This window comes from Neobacillus sp. S1115 (assembly GCF_055385565.1).
Genome location: NZ_AP038275.1, coordinates 5,625,417 through 5,646,534, shown reverse-complemented (window position 1 = coordinate 5,646,534; position 21,118 = coordinate 5,625,417). Strand labels below are relative to the sequence as shown.

The window sequence follows — 21,118 nt, the reverse complement described above, 5'->3', positions numbered from 1 at the left end:
AGGGCCTGATTTTGTTAGCTGCTATGAAAATAAAATCTAAAAAGTATAAAAAAAGACGGCGGGGGAAACAGTTCCCCCGCTTTTTCTGCGTTAGCACCTTATCCTTACTAAAATCTTTAATGTTTGACCCTTGCTACTTTGAAAAAATAATTGTTGAAAAACGCTTACATTGGGTTTATAATTTAGATAAATCGTTTTACTAAACCGGTTTAGTAAAATTATAACACATCATAGAAAGGATCCTTAGCATGCAGAATGTGATTGTCCCGTTAAATGCTTTTGATCGATCCAAGGTCCTAGAACGCGGCCAGGCTGCCTTTGTCGGACTTATAGCTGAAGCGGGTGCTTATGGGATTGAGATTCGCCGCGAACTTATGCCGGAACCAGTCTCATCGTTTGACATAACAGAAAACCGGCAGAAACTAGCTCCAATACAATGTTCACAGTTTAGTAGAATAAAGCAAGAAATTGATCGCCACGGACTGTTCACCGTGTACTCTGCACCAATCGAACTGTGGAAAGCGGGTCACCAATTAAACGAAGAAGAATTAACAACTGTTTTTCAAGAGGGCAGAATGCTTGGAGCGAAATGGCTCAAAGTATCACTGGGACATTTTAGCGAAGAGCATTCCGATTTCAGCGGCTTAAGGGATTTTTTAAAAAGGCACCAAGAAATCCAGCTGCTGGTTGAAAATGACCAGACCTTTCACGGCGGAAATGTCCATCACCTGTTTAGCTTTTTTGAAAACGCTGACAGATGGGTGATTTCTGTTAAAATGACCTTCGATGCGGGAAACTGGTATTATACCAACCAAGATGTCGAAGAAGCTTTACAGAAGCTCGCGCCGTATGTGGTTTACCTGCATTTAAAACAGGTTGAAACGCAAAATGGGAAACTGGTGACAATCCCGCTGCAAAAGGAAGGGACCCACACCTGGAAAATGGTGTTGAACCATTTCCCTCAAGACATTGTGAAGGCACTTGAATTTTCGATTGGGCCCAAGGAAAGAATCAGAGAATTTATAGAATTGGTATGGGAGGAGGCTTTACTATGCCACAGCAGCTAGATACGATTACGTTTGGGGAAGCGATGGCGATGTTTATGGCCGCTGAGCCTGGTCCCTTGCACACAATCAGCCAATTCACGAGGGAGCTTGCCGGTGCCGAAACGAACGTGGCAATTGGATTGGCACGTCTTGGTCTGAAGTCAGGCTGGGTAAGCAAGGTCGGAAATGATGCCTTCGGGAAATTTATCATCGACCGGCTTGGAAATGAAAACGTTGACATCAAAAGCGTCCTATTAGATGATTGCTATCCAACCGGATTCCAGCTGAAATCTAAGGTGACCGAGGGCGACCCAGAGGTTCAGTATTTCCGTAAAGGGTCGGCGGCCAGCCATCTCGGAGTGGACGATTTCAATGAGGCTTATTTTTCAAAAGCCAAGCATCTTCATATGACTGGGATTCCGTTAGCCCTTTCACTCGAGACACGGAACTTTGCCAGGCATGCCTTATCTTTTTTGAAAAATAACGGCAAGACTGTCTCCTTTGACCCCAATTTAAGGCCGTCACTTTGGTTGTCGCAGGAAGAAATGGTGAGGGTCATCAATGAAGCGGCCATCGAGGCTGACTATGTGTTTCCAGGGATTACGGAAGGGGAAATTTTAACCGGATACCGCAAGCCTTCAGATATTGCTTCCTTTTATTTAGAAAAAGGCGTTGAACTCGTCGTTATCAAATTAGGCGAAGACGGCGCCTATTATAAAACTGCCGTGGAAGAAGGAATCGTTCAGGGCTTTAAAGTTGAAAAGGTGGTTGATACCGTAGGTGCCGGCGATGGCTTTGCGGTTGGCGTCATTAGCGGCCTGCTCGAGGGACTTTCTATCCGTGACGCCGTTGTCCGAGGAAACGCCATTGGTTCCTTGGCTGTTCAGGCTCCTGGCGACAACGATGGCTATCCAACGAAAGTAGAGTTATTGAATTATATTGAAAAAAATTCCCAGGGAGTGAAGTAACATGAATCAAAAGGTTACGAAACAAAGATGGCTCCGCCTTATTCCGATTGCTTTTATCACTTACAGTTTAGCGTATCTTGACCGTGCCAACTATGGATTCGGTGCGGCTGCCGGATTGGCCAAGGATCTTCACATTACGGCGGGAACTTCCTCCTTGCTTGGTTCCCTATTCTTCTTGGGCTATTTCTTTTTCCAAGTGCCAGGTGCCTCGTATGCGGAGCGGAAAAGTGCGAAAAAGCTGATTTTCTGGTCGTTGATTGCCTGGGGACTGTTGGCTTCTTTTACAGGAATGATCACAAATATTAAGCTATTATTCGTGATACGTTTTGCGCTTGGCGTCGTGGAAAGTGCCGTTATGCCGTCGATGCTTGTGTTACTCAGCCAGTGGTTCACGAAGGAAGAGCGTTCCCGCGCGAACACGTTCTTGATTTTAGGAAACCCTGCCACTGTGTTATGGATGTCAATTGTCTCCGGTTACCTTGTTAACTCTGTGGGCTGGAGATGGATGTTTATTGTTGAAGGGATTCCTGCCATCATTTGGGCATTCCTTTGGTGGAAATTAGTAGATGACAAACCAAGACAAGCGAAATGGTTAACCGATAAGGAAAAAGTTGAATTTGAACAACAGCTGGAAAAAGAACAACAAGGCATAAAGCCGGTTAAAAATTACGGCGAGGCGTTTAAATCAAAACCGGTTATTTTGTTAAGTGCTCAGTACTTCTTATGGAGCATTGGTGTTTATGGATTTGTGATGTGGCTCCCTTCTATTATTAAAGCGGCGCCAAATATGGATATGATTGAAACTGGCTGGTTGTCTTCTGTACCTTATGTTTTAGCCATTATTCTTATGTTTACAGCATCTTATTTTTCAGATAAGACTTTAAATCGCGGCGCGTTCGTTTGGCCGTTCCTACTGATTGGGGCGATTGCGTTCTATGTTTCTTATGTAATCGGGGCAAGCAATTTCTGGCTTTCCTTTATCCTATTGGTGATTGCCGGCGGCGCCATGTATGCTCCTTATGGACCGTTCTTCGCAATCATTCCGGAAATCCTGCCTCGTAATGTGGCCGGCGGTGCGATGGCCCTGATTAACAGTATGGGCGCGCTTGGTTCCTTCGTTGGATCGTATATTGTCGGGTATTTGAACGGGGCAACCGGCGGATTCGGAGCATCATACATCTTTATGGCAGGTTCGTTGTTTGTTTCAGCGATTCTGACTGTTTGGGCGATCAAAGCTGCAAAAATGGGCAGCGCATCTTCAAATGTAAAAATAAGTGCATAAAAAAATCAACCGTTTTGGATTTGTGCCAAAACGGTTGAACAATAGATAAAACACACAAAAATAGTATAGAACGTTTTAGAGAGAAATTCAATAAAGGAAGAGTGGATGACTTGGAGAGGGGCAAGGACTTGGTTGTGCGTCGGAGGACCAGGTACCTTGATTCACTTAGGAGTCATCCTTCTTTCTGTTGGCTGCATTTTTCGGATTCGTCACGTCTTCCTTCTTCAAAACTGCAACTGGAAAATAACTATTTTTATAGTTACAATGAAGTCAACATGAAAGTAGAGAAGAGGAAGATTGATAATGGAAAAAGTAACAATGGCGGATGTGGCCCGGGAGGCGGGCGTATCCAAAAGTACTGTTTCCCAATATTTAAATAAGCGCTATGAATATATGGCTGATAAGACAAGGGCCAAGATTGAGGAAGCGATTGAAAAGCTTGGATACCAACCCAATATCATCGCGAGAAGCCTTAAGCAGAAGCGGACATCGATGGTCGGCATTATTGTTGGCAATATCCTGCATTATTTTTCAACAGAAGTGATCAGGGCGATTGAAGACTTTTGCCACCGGCATGGAATCCACGCGATTGTCTGCAACGCCGATGATGATCCGGAAAAGGAAAAAGGGTACATTGAAATGCTGCGAGCAAGACAGGTGGATGGACTGATTATTTTTCCAACCGGGCGGAATCATGAATTGTATGAAAAATTGCAGCGGGAAGGCTACCCTTTCGTGTTTGTGGACCGGAAAGTGGAGGACCTTGATGCGTTTTCTGTGGTGACGGACAATACCGAGTCGGCATACCAGATGGTTCGGGACCTAGCCGGGAAGGGCCATGAGAATATTGCTTTTGTAGTGCAGCCACTAATCACAAGTCCGAGGATTGAACGGCTTGCGGGTTATCAAAAGGCTTTGGCTGATTCGGGTTTGGCTTTGAAAGAGGAGCTTGTCGTTGAAGCAAGTTTAACGGAAATGAAAAGTAATCTGGAGGCGTTATTTTCTGCGAAAGAGAAGCCGACTGCTCTTTTTGCCGCTAATGACCGATCTTTTTTGGTAGTCATGGACTTCTTGAAGGAAAAAGGCATCAAGCTGGGTAGAGACCTGGAAATCGTTGTTTTTGATAATATACCTTTTGGGCATTTACTAGAGGCTCCTATTTCCTTCATCGTACAGCCTGCCAGAGAAATGGGCAACAAGGCAGCAGAACTGCTGTTTGCGCAAATTAACAATGAGCAAATCGTGTCAGAAAAGATTGTTTTTCCGAGCCGGAGAGTATAGGACAACGGGGGAACAGTAGCTTAAACGACCGTAAGGCAATAAAATTAAGCCTTATGGTCGTTTATCAGAGCAATAAAAGACCATAAGTTAAAAAAACGAGAAGGTTCGGTCGCATAGAAACGGTATAAGTTACCCATTATTGATTGGGAACCAAGGATAGAGTATTATTTTTCAATAAACCGATTTAGTAAAACGGTTTATCACTGAAGAAAGGAGATTCCCAATATGAAAATACAGCTGGCTTTGGACCGAATGGAGATTGCAGATGCTATCAAGCTTACCCAATTTGTTGAAGAGTCGATTGATTGGGTTGAGGTAGGAACGTCTTTAATCAAAGAGTTCGGCATCCATAGTGTGAAAGAGTTAAAGCAGGTATTTCCTCATAAAACAATTGTTGCCGATATAAAGACCATCGATAATGCACGCTATGAATTCGAGATGTGCTTCCAAGCGGGGGCCGATGTGGCCACGGTCATGGGCGTATCACCGCTGGTAACGATTGATGCCTGTATGGAGGTCGCCAAGAAATACAATAAAAAGGTCATGATTGACCTGTTGAATACTACTGAGGAACAAAAAAGGGAACTGCTCCGCTATCAGGATGCCATTTTTTGTGTGCATGTGAGTAAGGATGAGCAGGAGGCATTAGGGGCACAAAACCGCGGCGGCCAGGAATCCAGCGGATTTTTTCAAAAAGCAGGCGTTGAACTTGCAGCCGCAGGTGGAATTACGCTTGATTCCATTGAAGGTTTGCAAAAATCACTTTGTTCCTCGGTTGTGATTATCGGTTCAGCCATCACAAAGGCAAACAATCCCTCCGAGGCGGCGGCAAAATTTAAAGAAATCGGATTACAGCTGGAGGGAGTATAGATGTCATTCATTCCAACGATTTTAAAAGAAGTAGAAACGGTATTAGGAAAGGTATCAGAGGAACAGCTGCAGGAATTGGCAGCCAGCCTGCAAAAAGCAGAAAGGATTTTTATTATTGGTGAAGGCCGTTCCGGCTTAATGGCGAAATCGTTCGCGATGCGATTGATGCATTTGGGAGCGACGGTATTTGTCGTTGGTGAAACGATAACACCTTCGATTGCAGAGGGTGACCTGTTGGTTGCGGTTTCGGGGTCAGGCACAACCAAGAGTGTTGTCTGGACGGCTGAAAAAACAAAATCTTTAGGCTGTGAGGTCGTCGCTGTTACCACCAACCCTGAGTCCGCCTTGGCTGGTGCCGCTAATCACATTCTTCATGTGCCGGCAGCAACGAAGTACCGACGTGAAAACGAGCTGCAATCCATTCAGCCGCTTGGATCATTATTTGACCAATGCGTGCATATTCTTTTCGACACGATCTGCCTATTGTTTAGCCAATTAAATGAAGTTGACCATGCCGATGCGTTTAAGAGACATAGTAATTTGGAGTAAGATTAAGGGTGCCTGTTATATTGGACAGGCACCTTTCTATTTTTTTTGAATTAAAAGGGTACTTCCAAGCAGTGATTTACAAGTTTGTAAGATATAATATGAGAATAATAGATTGTGAAACTTTGGGAGCTGAAATCCGTGGAAACATTGCAAAATCAAAAACTATCAGAACGATTCGAAGTGGCCTTTAACCAAATACATGCCTGGCTGCAACGGAATATAGTGGAGGAACGATCCGATAAGTTTACCGACCTGCTTCGGTCAGGGTTTCCGCGTCATTCGATTATTCGAAAGTACTACCATGACTTGAAAATGTTTGCCCGACTAAGGAACTCCATTGTCCATGACAAGGTGGAACTAGGGTTTTATATAGCGGAGCCGCATGAGGCTGTAGTTGAAAAAATCGAACTGATTGCCGAGTTGCTCTTAGAGCCAAAGGCGGCATATTCTATCGCTTCTAAACCAGTATTCTACTATTATGAAAATGCTAAACTAAAGGATATCTTAACCGTCATCCAAAAGAAATCCGTTTCGCTTTTTCCTATTTATGATGAGAACGGTTTTAAGTGGCTGTTAACGGCGGAGGAAATCATCGGTTGGTTTGCCAATCATCTAACCGGCAACAGTATCGTGATTGACGAAGTAGAAGTAAGAGAGCTATTTTCTGAAAAAAGAAATCGCCGTGTCGAGTTTGTTGGCAAAGATATTGATATCTTCGAGGTAGAAGAGATTTTTGAACAATATCACTTAAAAAATCAAAAGCTTGAGGCCGTCATCATTACAGAAACCGGAGAACAGCAGCAAAAACCGCTCGCCATTGTAACCTCTTGGGATTTAGTAGAAATTGATGCGATAGAGTAAAGGGTGCTTGACCCCCGCTGCATTAACACTTTAAAGCAGCGGGGGTCAGGCACCTGTTTTCTGGAGGCTTTTTTTAAAATTAAGGTTTGTTTGCGGGATCCTGTTGGGGTTCCTGCTGATCCTTTTCATAATTGGTCAGCCCTGCACTCGTATGGGCAAAGTTGTTGCGGTCGCCGTGAATGTTGCCCAAGCCCTGATTGTGTTTTTTATTGCTTTTAAAATCCTCGATGAAGTTGTTGCCGATACTGAACACGGAGGCTGCTTGAATACTGCCAATCTTGATGTTGCCGATATGAAAAGTCGGCGATAAAATGGGGGATGCCACGGATTACTCATCCTTCCTGCCTTTGGTTTTGATCCAATAGCCGTGAGTTAGGGTGTTCTCATTTCCTGATAAAGTCCCAATTACTTCATTTATCGTAGTGTCGCTGTGAAACTGTTTATGGGTATTCTTTTTACCAAAGAACACCCCCGATGAGTCGCTGATATTGGTAATGCTGATCTTTCCCAATGAAAGTTTCATCCGAATTCAGCCCATTTCTTTTTTCGTTATCATATTCAGGGTGTGGGCGAATGACACAACTTTTCCGGAGGTTGGGCGAAATGTACCCATACGAGCACAGTTCATATGAATTTAAAAAATGGAAGTATAACCGTCCAAACGAAGAACCTGCAGGCCGGGGGTTTCGTGGGGGACGTGGGGAACCTGCCTTTAGCCGCCATTTCGGAAACGGAAGCCTTTAGAGGTTTTGGTAATGTTTTCGTTTGAGGGCGCGGCCTCTTCTTCAGACATGGCCTCTTGTTTTAGCTCCTGCTTGTCAATCTTTTGGATAATCGAAGCGGCGAAATCATCAGAGCTGGTAATGTTCGTGCCAATCAGCAGCTTCCCGCTTAACTCATCAATTTCGATGTTATCTAATTGAAAGGTGATGTTCTCCAGATAATCGATTTGTACTTTATCGATATGGATGCTCTTTCCGTTTGGTTCCTGCTGCTGCTTTTCGAGGAGCTCAATCATCCGGTCCAGCTTATCTAAAAGAAGGGAGTTTATTCCGTCATCGTTTTTCGTCTGCTTCTTCTTCCGAGAAAAAAACTTGAACATAAACTCCCCCCCTTTGTTACGAATTTAAAAGGCTCGCCCAAAAACTTCCTACTTCTAACTATATGACTTTGTTGGAGCGGTTATTCAGTGGCCTGCCTCGCACTGCTCTGGGAAAGGGTTGGGGAAATTTCACGGCAATTCTTGGCTATTACTGTCCATATCGGCAGGTCCTACAGACATTTCGAGTTAATATTTTGCTGATTTTGTCCGAAGAAGCGGTACATTCGAACAATTTGTGTTAATTTGCCCCTGATTTTGTCCGAAGAGCTCGTCATTCGGACAATTCGTGTTAAAATTTTGCTAGTTTTGTCCGAAGAAGCTCGTCATTCGGACATTTTGTATTCATTTGCCCCTAGTTTTGTCCGAAGTAACACCTCCCCCGCCAAAAGACCCATTCCTACCCCCAGCCCTTCTCCCCCTTAACGGTCTTGTGGTAAAATAAACCTGAATTTTCCTTTTAAGTGGGTGATGGCATTGCCTGTGTTAAGGCTGTCGAGAATAGAAAAAAGAACGAAGGTGGAGGGCCCTGGCTTAAGGTACTGTATCTGGGTTCAAGGCTGCCCAATTCACTGCGCGGGCTGCTTTAACCCGCATACGTGGGACCCTAACGGCGGCATCTTAATGGATATTGACGAAATCTACGAAGATATCAAACGTACCTTGGAAGCATCACCTGAACTGGAAGGCGTCACTTTTTTAGGCGGCGAGCCGTTTAGCCAAGCCCAGGCCCTCACCATCCTTGCGCAAAAAATAAAAGCTTTGAAGCTATCGGTTGTGACATTTACCGGCTATGAATATGAAACGATTTTGAAGTCGCCCAATCCAAGCTGGCCCAGCCTATTAAAAGAAACGGATTTATTAATAGATGGCCCCTACATCCAAAGCCAGCATGACCTGAGCCGTCCGTGGGTTGGTTCGAAAAACCAGCAGTACCGCTTCTTGACGGATGCATATAAGCATCTTGAAACCAAACTGGCGCAGATTCCCAACAAACTAGAAATAAGGCTCCATCCTGACGGAACGATATCCGCCAACGGAATGGCCGAGCCCATCGATTTACATATGTTACTAGAACTAGATTACGAAAGAAGGAGATAAATAACATGAGTCTTGAAATTGTACTCGTTCCGTTGGCGATTGCGGTCACAAAAGAGGTTGTCGAAGGAATCGCCAACCGTTCGCAAAAAAACAATCAGGACTATACCGTCCTTCCAACCAGGATGAAGGATGAGTCCCTTCTCCAGCAAGCGCTCGAGGAGTGGAGCTGCTCGTTCCGAAAAGCAGAGACACTCGATTCACTAAAAACAAACAATGAAAACGAAGTGACGTTTATCGTCAACGAAGAGGGCTGCTACTCGCTTGTCCTCCCGAAATCAGCCGACATCAAGGCATTCGAGGAATGGATTGAGAAGGTAGAGGGCTCCTACACCCATTACCTGCAACAGCGAGTCTATCAACATTTACTAGAAAAGGCGAAGGAACAGGGAATGGTTTTAGAAAAAGAAGAACTGCTCGAAGATCATTCCATCCAGCTCACCTATTTGGTGAATCGATAAAAGGGGGAGCACGACTTGGCGAAAGTATATACAGACAGGGGCAGGAAATGGGAGATGTTGAACAGCTGGTGGATCCTCTTCACGTTTCTGCCGATTGGCATGACCAGTTATATTGCATTTTTCTATGCCGGCACCAAAGCTAAAAATGCGCGCTGGCGGATTTATGGACTTATTTATTTGGCCGTCTTCTTACTGGCGTTCATTCCGACTTACACCGAATTTGAAGCAATGATTTTTCTGGCATTGTGGATTGTTCCGATTATCCATGCCTTTAAAATCCGCCCGGCCTATCTGGTTCAATTGGATGTGTTAAAGGCTAATGAAAGATTGTATTTGGACCAAGAGGTTTCGAAGCTTAGGCGGGAGGCGGAAGCGAAGTTTGGCATGACGCAAACGCCGCCGCAGCCGAAAAGGGAGGCCCGCGTGAACCAGCGGGAGGCAAGCACTTCACCAATGTCCCCGCCAACCCAGCCGCTTTTTTCCAATGACCAAGAAATCAGGAAGATTAATATTAATCTAGCATCGGAAAAGGAAATTGCCGCTATCCCTGAGATTGGGATTATTTTAGCAAAAAAAGCCGTCGTCAAACGCGAGGAACTGGGCGGTTTCGAATCGTTTGAACAGTTCGCGCAAATCATGGGATTGAAGGAGCACACGCTGGAAAAAATGAAACAGCGTCTGATTTTCTCTGAATCGGACTATACTGATACGCATATCCATTCTGGAAGAGTCATTGATTATTAAGTAAGTAGGCAAGCCGGGCGGTTCCGGCTTCCTATTTTTACATAGGGGAAATAAGGAGGAGAAAAATGGCTATCGTCAAACAAAAAGGAACGAGAATACTTCTGGCCAACCTACTGAAGGCCAGATTTCCTTATTTATATATCCAAACCTGGGAGGAAGACCGCGTCCTATCACTAATTCGCTCGGTAGCCCAGGACGCGGAGCTCATTAAAACACCGCGCGAAGTGTTTACCTGGAGCATCACAAAGGGGATTCAGGATCATAACCGGCAGTCGGTCGGCATCGGTGACAGCAAACAGCCGATGAAGGTGCTCGAGTTTATTGAAAAGCATGATAAACCGAGCATCATTGTGCTTCAGGACTTTCATATCTATTTCGGCGGCCAGGGGCGGCATGCCGACTTCCAGGTGATCCGGAAGCTAAGGGATATTTTATTAAAAATAAAGCAAAGCCCGAGCCCAATCAATGTCATCTTCACCTCGCCGTTTCTCGTGATTCCGGATGATTTGCAAAAAGACATCACGATTGTCGATTTCGACCTGCCGAACTTTCAGGAAATCCAGGCAGTTCTCGACGAGATGATTCGCGTCAATCAGCAAACGGGCAGAATCCAAATCTCCTTAACCACCGAAGAAAAGGAACGTCTCGCAAAAGCAGCGCTGGGGCTGACCTTGTCAGAGGCAGAGAATGCCTTTGCCCGAGCAATGGTCGAAGATGGCCGGCTGGACATCAATGATTTAAATGTAATCTTGCAAGAGAAGGAACAAATCATCAAGAAAACAGGTATTCTCGAATTCATCGCCAGTGATTTGAAAATTGAGGACGTCGGCGGATTAGAAAACCTCAAACGCTGGCTTTCAAAGCGGAACAAGTCGTGGCTCGATTCAGCCCGCAAATATGGCCTGCCCGCGCCGAAAGGGGTGCTGATTACGGGCGTTCCTGGCTGCGGAAAAAGCTTAATCAGTAAAGCGATTAGCTCAATGTGGCAGCTGCCTTTGCTAAGACTCGATATGGGAAAAATCTTCAGCGGGCTGGTTGGCAGCAGTGAAGAGAATATGAGAAAGGCGATTAAGACTGCCGAAGCGATATCTCCGTCCATCCTCTGGATTGACGAAATTGAAAAGGGATTCAGCGGCATCACAAGCGGCGGGGATAGCGGGACCTCATCACGGATTTTCGGTCAATTTTTAACATGGATGCAGGAAAAAACAAGCCCTGTATTTGTCATCGCCACCGCCAATAATATTTCCGGACTACCGCCGGAATTAATGCGGAAAGGACGCTTTGATGAAATCTTCTTTGTCGACCTGCCGACGCTCAGGGAGCGAAAAGAAATTCTTAAGGTGCATATCCAGAAGCGCATCAAGGATGAGGAAGTAAAGGGCGATTTCCAGTTAACGGATAACGTGCTGGACACCTTGGCAAGAAACTGCGACGGCTTTGTTGGTGCCGAAATCGAACATCTGGTCATTGATGCCTTATTTGAGGCATATTCCAATGACCGCCCGATTCGCTTTCAAGATTTCGAAAAGGCCATCTCTAACACAGTGCCATTGTCAGTGACCCAGGCCGAGCAAATCCGCGGAATTCGCGAGTGGGCCAACGTCCGTGCTGTTGCAGCCACACCGCAGGAGGATCTCAAAGAATATGGAAAAGACCCTGTGCTTGTACCAGGCGGCGGATTGGAAAAGGCAGATAGCCCAAGTTATGCAGATGATGTCCGCTTTAACCGCGGCGGTAGGACAATCGATTTCTAAAAAGGGAGTGAAGAGGGCAGATGGAGGAAAAACTTCAAATCCGCATTTTTCCTGATGGTCGGATTGAGGCGGAAACATTGGGCATTAAAGGGGAAAAATGTACAGATTATATATTGATATTAGAAAACATTCTTAACGCCCAGGCCGTCCAAGCGGAATATACGAAGGAATTCTACGAAACCGAACAAGTCGACCTGCAGCAAACTCAGCAGAATATTTTAAAATAAATCATTTAGAAGTCTTGCCCTAAAATGGTGAGGCTTCTTTTTTTATAGGCTACTATAGTAAACATTGTTGCTCCGGCTATCTTTACACTTCGCATCAGTCTGCCTGTTCATTGGGTAAAATCCCTCAACTTTTTTAATGATCAGCACCTCTTTCTTCCCTGCCCGCCTTATAAAAGCGCTTTCCTATAAAATGGTAATTTAGTCTCTTTTTGTAGGACATTAGTTATGTGAGAATAAGATTATGGATAATTATGGCGAATTCCAAGCTGGTTTTGCAGCGTTAGAGATAGCATGCAAGGAGAAGAATGATGAATGTTACGTTAATTAATAAGGAGAGGATTCACTCGATAGCCTTGCCGGAAAAGGTGCGGGGACAGTATTGGATATACGATTCCAATGGCAAATCCTCCAGAAAACTGATCGGCATTGAAGGGATCAATGGAGAGTGGATTTTAAAATCGAATAAGGATGTGAAGGTTCTCGACAATACCGGGAAGCCGATCCGAAATACGGTCTTGCAGCCGCTAAGCATATATAATTTAGGACTTTATACCCAGGACCAAAAAACGATCATTTTCACAGAGCCGAGCACGGACGACCGACAAATTTTTACAAAATACTTGGTTAACCGAGATATCGAGATTACCATCGGCCGGACCGAACAGAACGACATTGTGCTGGCCAATCGTTTTGTCTCGGCATCCCATGCAAAGCTGTCGTTTCATAACGGCCAGTGGCGTATCGAGGATCAAAACAGTTCAAACGGAACATTCGTCGCTGGGGAAAGAGTGAAAAACAAAGCCTTAAAGATTGGCGACACCATATACATAATGGGTTATAAAATAATCATCGGCAGCTATTTTGTTGCTTTTAACAATCCGGATGGAACACTCTCAATCCGGACCAATGCGTTAAAGCCGTTCATACCGCAAACGGTCGAAACCCCGGATGAAGAGGAAGAGTACGAAGTACCGGAAACCGACTATTTCTACCGTTCGCCCCGCTTTAAGCGCGATGTCGAAAAAGCGGTTATCAAGATCGATTCCCCGCCGCCGAATGCGATTGGCGAAGAGATGCCGATGATGCTGGTGATTGGCCCGTCGATGACGATGGGGATGGCCTCGATGGCGACTGCGCTTTTTGCTGTCAACAACGCGATGGCGACCGGCGATATTTCAAGGGCGATTCCGTCGATCGTCATGTCGTGCAGCATGCTGCTTGGAACCATCCTCTGGCCAATCCTAACCAAAAAGTTCGATATGCGGCGCAGACGGAAAAAAGAGAAAATTCGCCAGGAAAAATACAAGGATTATCTCGACCGAATCGCTGTCGTCTTTAATGAGGAAGCGGAAAAGCAGGAGGAAATTCTTCGGGAAAATCATGTTCCCATCAGCGATTGCATCAACCGGATTGAAAATGTCCAGCGCAATCTGTGGGAGCGTGGCCCCGGCCAAAACGACTTTCTGAAAGTACGGGTCGGCACAGGCAGCGGCCTGCTTGCAGCAGACCTTACCTATTCGGAGAAAAAATTCTCGATTGACGATGATAACCTGCAGGAAGAATTGTACACCTTGGTGGAATCGCCAAAGGTTTTGAAAAATATTCCAATCACTCTATCTTTATATGAAAATCATATTTCCGGCGTTATCGGCACCCGCAAGCAGACAATCGAGTTTGCCAAAGGGTTGATTTTTCAATTGGCTGCTTTATACAGCTACGATGAAGTGAAAATGATTTTCGTCTATGACCAGGAGGAGGAAGCACAATTCGGCTTTACAAAATGGCTACCTCATGTGTGGAGCAACGATAATAAATTCCGCTTCATTGCCACCAACAACAATGAGGTGAAGGAAGTTTCGGCGTATATCGAAAAAGAAATCGAAATCCGTGCGAATACCAATGACAGCGAGATGGAGGATGTCAAGCCGTACTACATCGTGTTTGCCCTAAGCAAAGAGCTCGCCTTCAAAGCCGAGATGCTGAAGCAGGTGTATGCCAAGAAAGAAAACCTGCATATCGGCGTCGTCACTTTTTATGATGAACTGAAAAACCTGCCAAAAGAGTGCTCGATGGTGGTGGAGCTGGAAGAAAACAGCGGGAAGCTGTTCGACAAAAACGATATTACTGGGAAGACGACTTCTTTTACACCGGATATCTTCCTAAACGGTGCCGACCCTTACCAGTTGAGCGTGAAGCTGGCCAATGTTCCGCTTGATGAGCTGGCCAATTCCTTTAACCTGCCGCAAATGGTCACGTTCCTGGAATTATACGGTGTGGGCAAGGTGGAGCACTTAAACGCTTTGACCCGCTGGAAGGACAACGACCCGACGAAGTCACTGGAAGCGCCGGTTGGCGTCGACACTCTCGGCGAATTGTTCAAGCTTGACCTGCATGAAAAATTCCACGGCCCGCACGGCCTAGTCGCCGGTATGACGGGTTCGGGTAAAAGTGAATTTATCATTTCCTATATCCTGTCGCTGGCGGTAAATTACCACCCGCATGAGGTGGCGTTTATTCTAATCGACTACAAAGGCGGCGGGATGGCGAAATCGTTTGAAAAGTTGCCGCACACAGCCGGCATCATCACGAACCTGGACGGCGCGGCGATCAAACGCTCGCTGGTGTCCATCGAAAGTGAATTGAAGCGCCGCCAGGCTATTTTTGCCGAGGCCAGCAAGCTGGTTGGCGAGAGCAATATCGATATCTATAAATATCAAAAACTATACCGCGAAGGAGTCGTCCGCGAGCCGCTTCAGCATTTGTTTATCATTTCCGATGAGTTTGCCGAACTGAAAACGCAGCAGCCAGAGTTCATGACGCAGTTAGTCAGCGCCGCGCGGATTGGCCGGAGCCTGGGCGTCCACTTGATTTTGGCAACCCAGAAGCCGAGCGGTGTCGTCGATGACCAGATTTGGAGTAACAGTAAATTCCGGGTCAGCTTAAAGGTGCAGGAACGGGCCGACAGTATGGATATGCTGAAACGTCCGGATGCAGCCGAGCTTACCGATACAGGGCGTTTTTACCTGCAGGTCGGATATAACGAATTGTTTGAAATGGGGCAGTCGGCCTGGGCTGGAGCGCCATATTATCCGTCCGATAAGGTGGTTGTTGAAAAAGATAACAGCGTTGTCGTTATTGACCGGAACGGCCGTCCGGTTAAACAGGCGAAGATTGATAAAAAGAAGGGCCTTTTCACAAATCCGAAAAAGCAACTTGATGTGATTACTGATTATTTAAGTAATATTGCGGCTGAGGAGAATATTAAGATTCGTCCGCTCTGGCTTGAGCCGATTCCAGCACTAATCCTCTTGGATGATATTCGGAAAAAATACAAAGCGGATCATGGTAAGTGGCTGCCGCCAGAAAATAAGCCAGCTGATCTCCGAGAGGCCGTCAGTGAAATTGCGGCAGCATCGGAAACTGTTCAGGCTGACTTACGGAAAACGGCACAGGCCGTTAGCCGAGCGGAGTCCTATAGGCTTAATCCGGTCATCGGCGAATACGACGATCCGGTCCACCAGCAGCAATGCCTGCTTCGCCTGCCGCTCACCGACGAAGGTAATACCATTATTTACGGGGCGGCTGGTACCGGCAAGACGACCTTCTTAAATACGATGGTTTATTCGCTCATTCATGAGCATACCCCGGAGGAAGTCAATCTTTATCTATTAGACTTTGCTTCGGAAACATTGAGAGCTTTTTCCAAAGCGCCGCATGTCGGGGATGTCATCCTTTCGTATGAAAGTGAAAAGGTCAGCAACCTGTTTAAAATGCTGCAGGGCGAAGTGGAAAAACGGAAGAAGCTGTTTGCCGATTACGGCGGGGATCACCGCTCCTATGCCGGGGCAACGGGCCAGAAGGTTCCAGCGATTGTCGTCGCCATTCATAACTTCTCAGCATTCACTGAGATTTACGATGAAAAGGAAGAGGCGGTTTCATACCTGTCACGTGAAGGCACCAAGTACGGAATCTACTTCGTCCTCACTGCACTGGGAACGGGCGCTGTCCGCTTCAGGCTGCTGCAGAACTTCAAGCAGCTGATTACACTGCAATTAAATGATGAGGCCGATTATGCAACGGTCGTTGGCAAGACGGATGGCTTATTCCCATCGAAATTCAAAGGCCGCGGCCTCGTCAAGCGGGATGCTATTTATGAATTTCAGGTCGCGCAAATTACCGCCGAACCCGTGCCATATCCAACTATTAAAGCAGAATGCGAGAAGCTGCAGGAAGCCTGGAAAGGAACAGCCGCAAAGAGGATTCCGATTTTGCCAGAAAAAGTGGACCACGAATTCCTGGCTGAATATTGCGGTTCAAAGGGAAGTCTGAGCATTCCAATTGGTGTGGAAAAGAACTCGCTGCAAATTCACTATTATCCGTTCGGCAAATCCTATCTCCATATGATTCTATCAGCTGGAACGGAGCACGAGTTGTTCGTCCATGACCTATCCCAGTTCATGGCGCAACAGGCAGGCTTAGATGTAACTGTGATTGACGCTGAGCAAAGTTTTATTGAGAAAAACAATGCTGGTTTCAAATATTATTCAACAACCAAAGAGTTTGAGGAGATAATGGCCGACCTGTTTGATCTCGTCGTCTACCGCAACAACACCTTCAAAGAGGCATTGGAAGAGGGCCGGACAGTGGAGCAATTTGAACAAAAGGTGATTATCATCAATTCAGTTGCTGCTTTAAAAAATGCTCTTTCGAATCTGGGGGCTGAGAAACTTGGCTTAATTCTGGAAAAGGGCGACGCGAAGTATAACGTGACCGTTATTTTTGCTGAACAATCCAAGAATCTGTCCGGGCTGACCTTTGACAAATGGTACAAACAACATATTCACAGTGGAAATGGTATTTGGATTGGCAGCGGCATTACCGAGCAATTCCAGCTCAAGCCGGCCAAGACCACATCCGAAATGCGCGAGGAGATGCCGGCAGAATTTGCTTACTCCCTTCAAAACGGGAAGGCTGTCAAGGTCAAGCTATTAAACTCGCAAAAGGAGAATGATGACAGCGATGAATAAAGTACTCGTGGAAATTTTCCTTCCTGCTGCTGCCCAAAGCTACGATGTGTATATTCCATTGGAAAGCCAAATGAGCGAGGTCCTCACGCTGGTGTCATCCCTTCTGGGCGACCTGTCCGATGGCAAGTACAAAGCGACAGGCAGCGAGGTTTTATGTGATGCTGAAACAGGAATTATTTTTAATATTAACATGCCAGTTGCCGAACTGGGCATCAAGAACGGTTCGAAACTCATGTTGATATAAATTTTTACAAAAAGAGAAAGGAGAATGACAAATGGCGAAAAGAATTAGAGTCACACCTCAAGAACTTGAGGCGGCATCCAAAAAATTAGCCGAACTATCCGAAACCTATACAGGTATCTATACCCAGCTTATGCAGGCAGCAAACACGATGGGTGAAGCATGGGAGGGCGAGGATAACCTTGCTTTCGTTGACCAGATCAACGGCTTCAACCAAGATTTAAAACAGATGGCCGATAAGCTTCAAACGGCAAGCCGCACACTTGATACGCAGCGTGCCAATTACGCTGCTACCCAAGAAAACAACATGGTTCAAGTGAGAAAACTAACAAACTAAGAAAGGTGTGAAAACAATGGCAGGTTCTATTAAAGTAAGTACGGCCCAGGTGGCTGATATTGCGAATACGATTGAAAGATTGAACCAACAGCTTATGGATGAATTAAAAAACAGCCAAAGCACAATCAAAAATCTTTCCAATACATGGGACGGTGAAGCCGCCCAGGCAACATACGCAGCATACGATGAGTTTTCCGCGAAGTACTTCCAAACCTATTACGACATTCTTGATAACTATGTAAAGTTCTTACGTGTCAATGTTGACCAAGGTTACTTCGAAACAGAAACAGCCAACGTTAACCTGGCTGACGCATTTAAATAAACCAATTTCTCAATGCTAAAGGTGACGGCTGGTCCGTTGCCTTTAGCCTAACTACGAAAACAATTCCGATTGGATTGATATAGAATATGAAAAGTTTGCAAAATTTGGAGTAGTCAGGATGAAAAGAATCCTTTATAGCCTGCTTTTAATCATTTTAGTAGCGGGATTAAGCGGGTGTATGAAGCAACCAACCGAAAAGGAAAACAAAGATAACGCGGAGGCAATGCTGAACTATTTAAGAGATACGTATAGTCGGGATTTTACAAAGGTGGAGTATATTCTGGTCAAACGCGGCTTTAATGACTTCATATCTCCAAGTCTATAACCCTGAATATTTTTCAGGCTGCATGATTGTAAAAGATAAAACTGCAGGTTAAAGAGAATGGGTTCTTCATCTATGACCGATAATGATGAGGCAATTGTTAACAGGACCCGCAGAGTTGTGAAATGAAGATATTTAAAGCAGCAGATATAAATTTATATAATTTTTCTGAATGAAAGCAGGTATAAACAATATGCTGAAAAAAATATTGAAAAAGGTGAGTGTCATCGCAATGGGACTATCAATTTTTAGCTTGATTGGCTGCAGCGAAATGGATAAAGAGCAGGCCGCCGATGTCGAAAAGCTGCTCCAAAAAAAGTATCACCAGGAATTTGAAGTGACCCATATTGGCGGCCGATATGGGACATCGACGAATGATACGGTTACCACTTATGTCCACCCAAAGGACCAGAAGGACTTGGTATTTAAGGCGGTTACGACAAAGGATGGAGAGCTTGTGAGTGATGGCTATATTCCAAGTCTGATTAGCAAGTCCTTCAATCAAATTATCACTCGGGAGCTTTCTTCTGCAGGAATTGAGAGTGAAACACACACAGTAGCGATGGAAGCAGACAGTTCGGCGGAGACCAATCCGGATGTTTCTTTGGAAGAATACGTTAAGGCTTATAAACCAGGCTATTTTTCAGGAGATATCATTGTCAAGGAAAAGCCTGATCTGTCACCGGAACAGTTTGAAAAGGCACTGACTGCGGCTTATCAAGCCGGGGTAAACACCGCCTATCAAGTGACTGTTCATGTGATTGCAGAAGATGAATATGACAAATGTGTAAAGAAATTTAAAGAGGTTCCTTATGTCACCAGTTCATGGTTTATTGACTACAACGTTGTAAAAGAATTTGACGCAGTTGCGGATGCCAATGGCTATCATTTTGCCGATGCTTCGGCAACAGCTAAGGACGGTGAGTAGCGTTGGCAGATAAGACTGCTTTAACGGAGCAAGAATTGAAATTTGCCACCGATATCGCTTATCTGGATTTGGAACTCCTAAAAGACAAATCGCGCAAAAACATTCCTGGTTCTGTTGGTGCAGGACACAGCCCGGACAATACTGTCGGGGGGCTTTTGAAAATGAAGGCGGACGGTAGCTCAAACTATTCACAGGGCCATTTTGATCAGCTGACTAAAGGCAAAGACGTGGGTAATGATCAAAGTGTCAGTCTAGATGCAGGTAAAATCAATCAACTGCCTAGTGAAGCGATGGATTGGAAAATTGTCAAAACGTTTGACCAAAATAACCCTGGGCAATCAGGTTTCTATGGTGTCGTTATCGAGACCGATAAAGGCTTAATCGTCTCCTTCCGCGGCAGCGAATCGCCCTCAGAGTATCAAAATATTCAGCAGGACTGGCTCAAGGCTGATGCTGCTTTAATCTCTGGCAGGCTTACAGACCAACAAAGAGATGCGCAGCGATTTATCGATGAGCTTAAAAAAGACGGCTATTTTGACAAGTACGACAATATTTCGTTTGCCGGGCATTCGTTAGGGGGAAATCTTGCGGAACACGCGACCTTCTACGCGGCAAAGCTTGGCTTGGCCGACCGGATTGATAGAACGATCAGCTATGATGGACCGGGCCACTCCAACGACTATTTGGAAGCGCACAAAGAGGAAATTGCATTGGCAAAGAGTACGGTACAAATGGATCATGTTCTGCAATCTCTGGTAGGCGGCATACTGCAGCATGCCGATGGGGTGAACTATTTTTATGCCGATTTAGTCGGAGAAGGTGCGGTTCAGCATGGTACGGAAAATGTACACTTTGATGAAAATGGCAATATTGTGCGAACCGACCAGCCTAATGCTTTATCCACCATCATCTCAAAGTATATTACATCGCCATTTACGCAAGGCTTGGACCGCCTTATTAGTCCTGTGGTAGGTTCTTTTTTAACTACTGCTTTGGTCGCCATAACTGACGCAGGCTGGAAACTAAAAAACGCCTTATATCAAGATGGAAAAATGACCACTGCCGGAAAAATTCTAGCGGTAACCGTGACAGTCGCTCTTGTTGTCACAGCCATCGTTGCGGGTCCTGCTCTGTTGGCGGCAACCGTTGCTCTGGTGGAATTTGCGTTTGTTGCGATTGGATATGTGGCACTGTTTGTTGCTTCGGTGATTGCGTTTGAGGTTCTAAGTGATGTTGCCGATGCAGTTGCGGCGTTTGCGGCCTATGTGTTCACGGACTTGATTCCGGAAATTATTGACCGGGTGGCCGAAGGGGTGGCCCAATTTGCGAACTGGACCAAGAAACAGCTGACAGAATTCCGGGATATGCTGGCAGAGAAATTTAATCATTTTCTTGGCGGCTTGAAAAATCTGTTTGGTTCCAGTCCGAAAGCTGTTCCGACGCCGCATATTCGGATTGACACCTATAAACTCAGGGCTTACGCGAATCGGCTGGATTCGGTGAAAGCGCGGATTTCCGAAGTCGATTCGAAATTGAATTATCTCTATCTATCAGAAGGCCTGCTTGACATCATCCATTTGGCGATTGCAGAAAATCTGCCGACAAAAAGGCAGATGAATAAAGTCATAGATTACTTGCGGGATACGGCCGCCGACTTTGACGAAGCAGAAAATCGGATCATGAGTATTTAAGGGCAGG

General features: G+C 45.5%; 22 protein-coding genes. 19 read left to right on the top strand and 3 right to left on the bottom strand.

Annotation, left to right across the window (positions count from 1 at the left end; all coding sequences use genetic code 11):
* Positions 1-248 precede the first annotated feature (248 nt).
* The 7 genes from ACZ5B7_RS27635 to ACZ5B7_RS27605 all read left to right on the top strand — a co-directional run bounded on the left by ACZ5B7_RS27635 (position 249) and on the right by ACZ5B7_RS27605 (position 6,857).
* On the top strand, positions 249-1,067 hold the full coding sequence (locus ACZ5B7_RS27635) for a sugar phosphate isomerase/epimerase family protein (protein WP_464491768.1): 819 nt from the start codon (positions 249-251) through the stop codon (positions 1,065-1,067).
* The gene (locus tag ACZ5B7_RS27630; RefSeq protein WP_464491767.1) at positions 1,052-2,014 is read left to right on the top strand and encodes a sugar kinase; all 963 of its coding nucleotides are present in this window, start codon (positions 1,052-1,054) and stop codon (positions 2,012-2,014) included. Before ACZ5B7_RS27635 ends, ACZ5B7_RS27630 begins: the two co-directional genes overlap by 16 nt.
* A gap of 1 nt (position 2,015) precedes the next feature.
* The gene (locus tag ACZ5B7_RS27625) at positions 2,016-3,296 is read left to right on the top strand and encodes an MFS transporter (protein WP_464491766.1); all 1,281 of its coding nucleotides are present in this window, start codon (positions 2,016-2,018) and stop codon (positions 3,294-3,296) included.
* 303 nt (positions 3,297-3,599) lie between these two features.
* Positions 3,600-4,577: a LacI family DNA-binding transcriptional regulator gene (locus ACZ5B7_RS27620; protein WP_464491765.1), complete on the top strand. Its 978-nt coding sequence runs from the start codon at positions 3,600-3,602 to the stop codon at positions 4,575-4,577.
* Between the two features lie 225 nt (positions 4,578-4,802).
* On the top strand, positions 4,803-5,447 hold the full coding sequence (hxlA, locus tag ACZ5B7_RS27615) for a 3-hexulose-6-phosphate synthase (protein WP_464491764.1): 645 nt from the start codon (positions 4,803-4,805) through the stop codon (positions 5,445-5,447).
* Positions 5,448-5,996, top strand: a complete 549-nt coding sequence (gene hxlB / locus ACZ5B7_RS27610; protein WP_464491763.1) for a 6-phospho-3-hexuloisomerase — start codon at positions 5,448-5,450, stop codon at positions 5,994-5,996.
* Positions 5,997-6,134: 138 nt separating this feature from the next.
* Entirely contained in the window at positions 6,135-6,857 is a 723-nt protein-coding gene (locus ACZ5B7_RS27605; RefSeq protein ID WP_378586142.1) for a calponin homology domain-containing protein, read from the top strand.
* A gap of 79 nt (positions 6,858-6,936) precedes the next feature.
* Here the strand turns inward: ACZ5B7_RS27605 and ACZ5B7_RS27600 are convergent, their stop codons facing one another.
* The 3 genes from ACZ5B7_RS27600 to ACZ5B7_RS27590 all read right to left on the bottom strand — a co-directional run bounded on the left by ACZ5B7_RS27600 (position 6,937) and on the right by ACZ5B7_RS27590 (position 7,959).
* Positions 6,937-7,182 carry a hypothetical protein gene (locus ACZ5B7_RS27600; protein ID WP_464491762.1) on the bottom strand — a complete coding sequence of 82 codons (246 nt, stop codon included), beginning with the start codon at positions 7,180-7,182 and terminating at the stop codon, positions 6,937-6,939.
* 3 nt (positions 7,183-7,185) lie between these two features.
* The gene (locus tag ACZ5B7_RS27595; RefSeq protein ID WP_464491761.1) at positions 7,186-7,380 is read right to left on the bottom strand and encodes a hypothetical protein; all 195 of its coding nucleotides are present in this window, start codon (positions 7,378-7,380) and stop codon (positions 7,186-7,188) included.
* Positions 7,381-7,569: 189 nt separating this feature from the next.
* Positions 7,570-7,959 (bottom strand): hypothetical protein, encoded by a 390-nt coding sequence (locus ACZ5B7_RS27590; protein ID WP_423799842.1) that lies wholly within the window; start codon positions 7,957-7,959, stop codon positions 7,570-7,572.
* A 468-nt stretch (positions 7,960-8,427) separates the two neighbouring features.
* Here ACZ5B7_RS27590 and ACZ5B7_RS27585 point away from each other — a divergent pair, with 468 nt between their 5' ends.
* The 12 genes from ACZ5B7_RS27585 (at position 8,428) to ACZ5B7_RS27530 (ending at position 21,111) form a co-directional block, all read left to right on the top strand.
* Positions 8,428-9,057 (top strand): 4Fe-4S single cluster domain-containing protein, encoded by a 630-nt coding sequence (locus tag ACZ5B7_RS27585; RefSeq protein WP_464491760.1) that lies wholly within the window; start codon positions 8,428-8,430, stop codon positions 9,055-9,057.
* Between the two features lie 5 nt (positions 9,058-9,062).
* Positions 9,063-9,515, top strand: coding sequence for a hypothetical protein (locus ACZ5B7_RS27580; RefSeq protein WP_464491759.1), 453 nt, complete (start codon positions 9,063-9,065; stop codon positions 9,513-9,515).
* A 15-nt stretch (positions 9,516-9,530) separates the two neighbouring features.
* The gene (locus tag ACZ5B7_RS27575) at positions 9,531-10,259 is read left to right on the top strand and encodes a ComEA family DNA-binding protein (protein ID WP_464491758.1); all 729 of its coding nucleotides are present in this window, start codon (positions 9,531-9,533) and stop codon (positions 10,257-10,259) included.
* 65 nt (positions 10,260-10,324) lie between these two features.
* Entirely contained in the window at positions 10,325-12,016 is a 1,692-nt protein-coding gene (locus tag ACZ5B7_RS27570) for an AAA family ATPase (RefSeq protein ID WP_464491757.1), read from the top strand.
* A gap of 20 nt (positions 12,017-12,036) precedes the next feature.
* Positions 12,037-12,243, top strand: coding sequence for a DUF2997 domain-containing protein (locus ACZ5B7_RS27565; RefSeq protein WP_464491756.1), 207 nt, complete (start codon positions 12,037-12,039; stop codon positions 12,241-12,243).
* Positions 12,244-12,548: 305 nt separating this feature from the next.
* On the top strand, positions 12,549-17,270 hold the full coding sequence (essC, locus tag ACZ5B7_RS27560) for a type VII secretion protein EssC (RefSeq protein WP_464491755.1): 4,722 nt from the start codon (positions 12,549-12,551) through the stop codon (positions 17,268-17,270).
* The gene (locus ACZ5B7_RS27555) at positions 17,263-17,514 is read left to right on the top strand and encodes a ubiquitin family protein (RefSeq protein ID WP_464491754.1); all 252 of its coding nucleotides are present in this window, start codon (positions 17,263-17,265) and stop codon (positions 17,512-17,514) included. Before essC ends, ACZ5B7_RS27555 begins: the two co-directional genes overlap by 8 nt.
* Before the next feature lie 31 nt (positions 17,515-17,545).
* Entirely contained in the window at positions 17,546-17,848 is a 303-nt protein-coding gene (locus tag ACZ5B7_RS27550; RefSeq protein WP_213143944.1) for a WXG100 family type VII secretion target, read from the top strand.
* 16 nt (positions 17,849-17,864) lie between these two features.
* A complete protein-coding gene (locus tag ACZ5B7_RS27545) occupies positions 17,865-18,170 on the top strand; it encodes a WXG100 family type VII secretion target (protein WP_464491753.1) in 306 nt (101 codons plus the stop codon).
* Positions 18,171-18,288: 118 nt separating this feature from the next.
* Positions 18,289-18,495, top strand: coding sequence for a hypothetical protein (locus ACZ5B7_RS27540; protein WP_464491752.1), 207 nt, complete (start codon positions 18,289-18,291; stop codon positions 18,493-18,495).
* A 190-nt stretch (positions 18,496-18,685) separates the two neighbouring features.
* Positions 18,686-19,420, top strand: coding sequence for a hypothetical protein (locus ACZ5B7_RS27535; protein ID WP_464491751.1), 735 nt, complete (start codon positions 18,686-18,688; stop codon positions 19,418-19,420).
* A gap of 2 nt (positions 19,421-19,422) precedes the next feature.
* Positions 19,423-21,111, top strand: coding sequence for an Mbeg1-like protein (locus ACZ5B7_RS27530; RefSeq protein ID WP_464491750.1), 1,689 nt, complete (start codon positions 19,423-19,425; stop codon positions 21,109-21,111).
* The last annotated feature ends 7 nt before the right edge of the window (positions 21,112-21,118 follow it).